The 6,960-nt window shown below is 70.5% G+C and carries 4 protein-coding genes; 1 reads left to right on the top strand and 3 read right to left on the bottom strand.

The features are described from left to right. The first annotated feature begins 167 nt into the window (after positions 1 to 167). Positions 168 to 1,385, top strand: a complete 1,218-nt coding sequence (locus ACWD5Q_RS01420) for an RNA polymerase sigma factor (protein ID WP_451424924.1) — start codon at positions 168 to 170, stop codon at positions 1,383 to 1,385. 33 nt (positions 1,386 to 1,418) lie between these two features. Here ACWD5Q_RS01420 and ACWD5Q_RS01415 read toward each other — a convergent pair whose 3' ends face one another. The 3 genes from ACWD5Q_RS01415 to ACWD5Q_RS01405 form a co-directional block, all read right to left on the bottom strand. After that, a complete protein-coding gene (locus ACWD5Q_RS01415) occupies positions 1,419 to 3,347 on the bottom strand; it encodes an ABC transporter ATP-binding protein (protein ID WP_451424923.1) in 1,929 nt (642 codons plus the stop codon). Continuing rightward, complete coding sequence (locus tag ACWD5Q_RS01410) at positions 3,347 to 5,080, bottom strand: ABC transporter ATP-binding protein (protein WP_451424922.1); 1,734 nt, start codon at positions 5,078 to 5,080, stop codon at positions 3,347 to 3,349. The genes ACWD5Q_RS01415 and ACWD5Q_RS01410 overlap by 1 nt, the downstream gene beginning before the upstream one ends. Before the next feature lie 337 nt (positions 5,081 to 5,417). Beyond that, a complete protein-coding gene (locus ACWD5Q_RS01405) occupies positions 5,418 to 6,872 on the bottom strand; it encodes a xylulokinase (protein ID WP_451424921.1) in 1,455 nt (484 codons plus the stop codon). Positions 6,873 to 6,960: the final 88 nt, after the last annotated feature.

Genomic DNA, 6,960 nt, shown 5'->3' with positions numbered 1-6,960 from the left:
CCCAAGTAGCTCCGCTACGAGGACCTTCCGGCGCCTTGCGATCGCACGCGCCAGACGCCGCGAGCTGATCGGACTCCCATTTTGTCCGGAGCTCTGAGTCCCCGGAGCGCGGCCGGCCCGTCCCTGGCGGGTCCGACACCCCCGCGGTTCCGTTCGACGACTACGGGATGGCCGGCGGGCGGACCACCGGCATCCCCGACGTACTGCTGCCGCACCCCTCGGCAGCGACATTCCTGGAGGTCGCCCCCGTGCAGACCCAGACCCTGAGCGAGACCGAGACCGCCCACGACGATCCGGACGCCGACAGCGACGTCCTCGGGGCGGTGCCCCCGCAGAGCCGGCTCGCGCACCACCCCGAGACGGACGCGGAACCGCAGGGCCCGCCCGGGACGGAGGAGCCGCGACTGCCCGACGCCCTGGAGGCCGCGGAGCCCGAGCCCGTCGAGCCGTTCCGCGGGCACGCCGACACCGGCGGTCCCTCCTCGGATCTGTTCCGCCAGTATCTGCGCGAGATCGGCCGCGTCCCCCTGCTCACGGCGGCCGAGGAGGTCGAACTCGCCCGCCGCGTCGAGGCCGGCCTGTTCGCCGAGGACAAGCTCGTCCGCACCCCCGACCTCGACACCGAACTCGCCCTGGACCTGGACCGGCTGGTGGTCATGGGCCGGATGGCCAAGCGGCGGCTGATCGAGGCCAACCTCCGGCTCGTCGTCTCCGTCGCCAAGCGGTACATCGGCCGCGGGCTGACGATGCTGGACCTCGTCCAGGAGGGAAACCTCGGCCTGATCAGGGCCGTCGAGAAGTTCGACTACGCCCGCGGCTACAAGTTCTCGACGTACGCGACCTGGTGGATCCGCCAGGCCATGTCCCGCGCCCTGGCCGACCAGGCCCGCACCATCCGCGTCCCCGTGCACGTCGTCGAACTCATCAACCGTGTCGTCCGCGCCCAGCGCCGCATGCTCCAGGAACGCGGCTACGAACCGACACCGGACGAGGTCGCCGCGTATCTGGAACTGCCCGGCGAGCGGGTCGTCGAGATACTGCGGCTCGCCCAGGAACCCGTCTCGCTGCACGCCCCCGTCGGCGAGGAGGACGACGTGGCCCTCGGCGACCTCATCGAGGACGGGGACGCCGCGAGCCCGGTGGAGTCGGCCGCGTTCCTGCTGCTGCGGGAGCATCTGGAGGCCGTGCTCTCCACCCTCGGCGAACGCGAACGCAAGGTCGTCCAGCTGCGCTACGGCCTCGCCGACGGCCGTCCTCGCACCCTCGAGGAGATCGGCCGCATCTTCGGCGTGACCCGCGAACGCATCCGCCAGATCGAGTCCAAGACCCTGAACAAGCTGCGGGACCACGCGTTGGCGGATCAGCTCAGGGGCTATCTGGACTGAGCGGGGCCGCTCGCGAGGAGCGGCCCCAGGGGCTCAGTCGATCTCCGCGACCGCCTGCGCGAACTGCGCCTTGTACAGCCGCGCGTACGCCCCGTCGGCCGCCAGCAGCTCCTCGTGCGAGCCCTGCTCCACGATGGAGCCGTTCTCCATCACGAGGATCGTGTCCGCGTCCCGGATCGTCGACAGCCGGTGCGCGATGACGAAGGACGTCCGTCCGTGCGCCAGCTTCGCCATCGCCTTCTGGATCAGCACCTCGGTCCGGGTGTCGACGGAACTCGTCGCCTCGTCGAGGACCAGGATCACCGGGTCCGACAGGAACGCCCGCGCGATGGTGATGAGTTGCTTCTCGCCCGCGCTGACGCCGGTGCCCTCGTCGTCGATCACGGTGTCGTAGCCGTCCGGCAGCGTACGGATGAACCGGTCCGCGAGTGCCGCCCGCGCCGCCTCCTCGATCTCCGCCCGCGTGACCGCGCGCGGGGCCCCGTAGGCGATGTTCTCCGCGATGGTCCCCCCGAACAGCCAGGTGTCCTGGAGGACCATCCCGATCCTGGCGCGCAGTTCGTCCCGGGACATCTTCGCGATGTCGACCCCGTCGAGTGTGATCCGCCCGCCGGTGACGTCGTAGAACCGCATCAGCAGGTTCACGAGCGTCGTCTTGCCGGCTCCGGTCGGGCCGACGATCGCGACCGTCCGGCCCGGCTCCACCGTCAGCGACAGGTTCTCGATGAGCGGCTTGTCCGGGTCGTAGCGGAACGACACGTTCTCCAGTGCGACCCGCCCGCGCAGCTTCTCGGGACGCAGGCCCGGCACCGGGTCCGCCGTCTGCTCCTCCGCGTCCAGCAGCTCGAAGACCCGCTCCGCCGAGGCGACGCCCGACTGCACGAGGTTCGCCATCGACGCGACCTGCGTCAGCGGCATCGAGAACTGCCGCGAGTACTGGATGAAGGCCTGCACATCACCGATGGACAGCGCACCCGACGCCACCCGCAGACCGCCCACCACGGCCACCAGCACATAGTTCAGGTTCGACACGAACATCATCAGCGGCTGCATGACGCCGCTGTTCAACTGGGCCCGGAACCCGGCCTCGTAGAGCTGCTCGTTCTGCTCGGCGAACTGCCGTGCCGACTCCTTCTGGCGCCCGAACACCTTCACCAGGGTGTGCCCGGTGTACATCTCCTCGATGTGCGCGTTCAACTGGCCGGTGGTGCGCCACTGCTGCACGAAGTGCGGCTGGGAGCGCTTGCCGACCCGGGTGGCCACGACGAAGGACAGCGGCACGGTCACCAGCGCGACCAGCGCCAGCAGCCACGACACCCAGAACATCATCACGAGCACGCCCACGATCGTCAGCAGCGAGTTGACGAGCTGCCCCATCGACTGCTGGAGCGTCTGCCCGATGTTGTCGATGTCGTTGGTGGCGCGGCTGAGCACCTCACCGCGCTGCCGCTTGTCGAAGTACGACAGCGGGAGCCGCGACAGCTTCGCCTGCACGTCCTCGCGCAGCCGGTAGACGGTCTTGTTGATGGCCCGGTTGGACAGCCGGGTGGTGACCGCCATCAGCAGGCCGGCCACCAGGAACGTGCCCAGCGCGATCAGCAGGACGTTCCCGACGGCACCGAAGTCGATGCCCTTGCCCGGGGTGAAGTCCGTGCCGGAGAGCATGTCCGCCATGCCGCCCTCGCCCCGCTTGCGCAGGGACGCGAGCACCTGTGCCTTGCTGAGCCCGGCGGGCATCTGCCGGCCGATGATCCCGGCGAAGACCAGGTCGGTGGCCTTGCCGAGGATCTTCGGCCCGAGCACGGAGAGCGCCACGCTCAGCACACCGCAGAGCAGCATCGCGATCATGGTGGTGCGTTCGGGCTTGAACTGGGCGAGGAGCCGTTTTCCGGACCCCTTGAAGTCCATCGAGCGCTGGTCGGGGCCGCCCGCGCCCATCATGCGTCCCATGGGCCCGGCCATCAGGCGGCCTCCGCTTCCGTCAGCTGGGAGAGCACGATCTCCCGGTAGGTCTCGTTGCTTGCCATCAGCTCGTGGTGACGGCCGGTGCCGACGACCCGGCCCTCGTCGAGGACCAGGATCCGGTCGGCGTCCCGGATGGTCGCCACGCGCTGGGCGACGATGACGACGGTCGCCTCGGCGGTCTCCCGCGCGAGCGCGGCGCGCAGGGCGGCGTCGGTCGCGTAGTCGAGCGCGGAGAAGGAGTCGTCGAAGAGGTAGATCTCGGGACGCTGCACGAGGGTGCGGGCGATGGCGAGGCGCTGCCGCTGGCCGCCCGAGACGTTCGTCCCGCCCTGTGCGATGGGGGAGTCGAGGCCGTTCTCCAGCTTCGAGACGAACTCCTTGGCCTGCGCCACCTCCAGCGCGTGCCACAGCTCCTCGTCGGTGGCGTCCGGGTTGCCGTAGCGCAGATTGGTGGCGACCGTTCCGGCGAACAGGTACGGCTTCTGGGGGACGAGTCCGACCGTCTTCGCGAGCAGCGCGGGGTCGATCTCCTGGACGTTCACGTCGTCCACGAGCACCTCGCCCTCGGTGGCGTCGAACAGGCGGGGGATCAGTCCGAGCAGGGTCGACTTGCCGCTGCCGGTGGACCCGATGACGGCCGTCACCTCACCCGGTCGCGCCATCACGTCGATGCCCTTGAGGACCGGCTCCTCGGCACCCGGGTAGCGGAATCCGGCGCCGCGGATCTCCAGATGTCCATGGCGTCGCAGCTCGACCACCGGCGCGGTGGGCGGCACGACGCTCGACTCGGTGCCGAGCACCTCCTCGATGCGCTCGGCGCACACCTCCGCGCGCGGCACCATCATGAACATGAAGGTCGCCATCATGACGGACATCACGATCTGCATGAGATAGGTGAGGAACGCGGTCAGGTCGCCGATCTGCATGCCGCCGCTGGCGATGCGGTGCGCGCCGAACCAGAGCACGGCGATCGACGAGAGGTTCACCACGGTCATCACCAGGGGAAACATCAGCGCGAGCGTGCGGCCGGTGCCCAGGGACACCTCGGTCAGCTCGGTGTTGGCACCCCGGAAACGGTCCTTCTCGTAGTCGTCGCGGACGAAGGCGCGGATCACCCGGTTGCCCGAGATCTGCTCGCGCAGCACCCGGTTCACCGTGTCGAGGCGGTCCTGCATGGTGCGGAACAGCGGACGCAGCCGGTGCACGATCAGCGCCACGGAGATGCCGAGCACGGGCACCACGGCCACCAGGACGGCGGACAGCGGCACGTCCAGACCGAGCGCCATGACGATGCCGCCCACGCACATGATCGGCGCCGACACCATCAGGGTGAACGTCATCAGGGTGAGCATCTGCACCTGCTGCACGTCGTTCGTGGTGCGGGTGATCAGCGAAGGCGCCCCGAAGTGGCCCACCTCACGCGAGGAGAACGACTGCACCCGGTCGAAGACGGCGGCCCGCATGTCCCGGCCGACGGCCGACGCGGTACGGGCGCCGAAGTAGACGGCGCCCATGTTGCAGAGGACCTGGCCGAGCGAGACCGCGATCATCAGGCCGCCGAAGGTCAGGATGTAGCCCGTGTCCCCCTGCACGACACCGCGGTCGATGATGTGCGCGTTGAGGGTGGGCAGATAGAGCGTGGCGCAGGTCTGCAGCAACTGCAGCAGCACCAGCAGGGTGATGGGTTTGCGATAGGGGGCCAGGTAGGCCCTCAGAAGTCGTATGAGCACGCGAGGTCTCTCGGAGTCGCAGACGGACGGCGGGGCGGGCGGTGATGCACCACCCCCTATCGTCGGACACTCCACCCGCGTTACCTCAACCGATTAATCCGACAGCGGAGCCGCCGGGCTGACTCGGCCTCAGCCGCGGGGCGCGGGAAGGGGCGGTGACGTGGGGAAGCGGTACGGGGACACCCGGTGGTGTGACGTGCACGACACCGGGAGCGGGACAAGGCGCAGGACACGGGGGCGTTCGGTACGCCGTGGCCGACGTCATGGGTCCGTCCGGGTCAGGGGGCGTACGAGGTCGTACGCGCGCCCGACGGCCTACGACCCGCGGGCTACGGCACTACGACCTGAACGCCCCCGGATGCGTCTGCTCGCGTACCGACACGTACTGCTGACGCACCGCCTGGCCTACGGCCAGCTCCTCGCCGGGCTCCAGGACCTGCGCCACCGCGCCCTGCCAGGCCGGCGGGGTGCGCGGGTCGAGGGTGCCCTGCGACACGCCGAGGGACCAGGCCGCCTGCCGGGCCGCGCCGATCGCCGCGTAGTCGGCGGGCTGCGGCACCACCACTTGCACGCCGAACAGCGCGGGTGCCGCCGCCTGCACGGCGGGCAGCTCCGCGGCGGCACCGAGCAGGAAGATCCGCCGCACCTCGACGCCGCGTCCGCGCAGCACGTCCAGGGCGTCCGCGAGCCCGCACAGCATCCCCTCGAACGCGGCGCGCGCGAGATGCTCGGGCTTCATCGACTCGCGCCGCAGCCCGGCCAGGGTGCCCGCGGTGTGCGGCAGGTTCGGGGTCCGCTCGCCCTCCAGATAGGGCAGGAACACCAGTCCGTGGGAGCCGGGCGTCGACTTCATGGCCAGCTCCGACAGAGCCTCCAGGTCGGGCAGGCCGAGCAGTTCGGCGGTGCCGCGCAGGGTGCGCACGGCGTTGAGCGTGGTCACCACCGGCAGGTGCATGCCCGTCGCGTCCGCCAGCGAGGTGATCATCCCGGTGGAGTCGACGAGCGCCTCGGGGTGTACGGCCATCACGGACCCGGAGGCGCCGAGCGAGACGACCGCGTCGCCGAGCCCCATGCCGAGACCCAGGGCGGCGGCCATGGTCTCGCCGGTGCCCGCGGAGATCAGCAGCCCCTCCGGTGTCGTACCCGCCGCCTCCGAGGGGCCGAGGACCTCGGGGAGCGCGGCCTGGTGGCCGAGCGCCAGCTCGACGAGGTCGGTGCGGTAGGTGCCGGTCATCGCCGACCAGTACCCGGTCCCGGAGGCCCCGCCGCGATCGGTGGTCCTTCTCAGGGGCCGTCCGAGCAACTGCCACACGAGCCAGTCGTGGGCCTGCAGCAGCAGCGCGGTGCGCCGCGCGTTGTCGGGTTCGCTCCTGGCGAGCCAGCGCAGCTTGGTCAAGGGCTGCCCGGCCTGCGGGACGCACCCGACGGCCTCGACCCAGGCCTGCCGTCCGCCGAGGGCGTCGATGAGGTCGGCCGCCGCGACCTGCGCCCGCCTGTCGCCGCCGACCAGTGCGGGCCGCACGGTGGCGCCCTGGGCGTCGAGGGGGACCAGCGCGTTCTGCTGTGCCGAGACACCGATGGCCTGCACGCCCTCCAGGAGTCCCCCGCCCGCCGCCTCCCCCAGGGACAGCAGCCAGGCCTGCGGATCGATGTCGGAGGGACGGCCGCCACCCTCGGAACTCTCCACCGGATGCGGTGCGTAGCCCTGCCTGAGTACGGCCCCGGTGTCCGCGTCACAGACGACAATACGAGTGAAATCGGGCGAACTGTCCAACCCGGCGACTATCCCCATGGCGGAAATTCTGCCGTACGGAGAGGGGTGACCGTGTCCTTCCCGGAGGGCGGAGCACCGGCCCGGTGAGAGGAGTGGACTCGCCCCG

The sequence above is a fragment of the Streptomyces sp. NPDC002513 genome, from assembly GCF_053595355.1.
Note: the sequence above shows the minus strand (reverse complement) of the source record. Positions and strands in the feature narration are given on the sequence as shown.

Excerpts from the sequence above, each read along its gene's own strand:
- ACWD5Q_RS01420 (WP_451424924.1), top strand. The coding sequence starts at position 168 with ATGGCCGGCGGGCGGACCACCGGCATCCCCGACGTACTGCTGCCGCAC.
- ACWD5Q_RS01415 (WP_451424923.1), bottom strand. The coding sequence starts at position 3,347 with ATGGCCGGGCCCATGGGACGCATGATGGGCGCGGGCGGCCCCGACCAG.
- ACWD5Q_RS01405 (WP_451424921.1), bottom strand. The coding sequence starts at position 6,872 with ATGGGGATAGTCGCCGGGTTGGACAGTTCGCCCGATTTCACTCGTATT.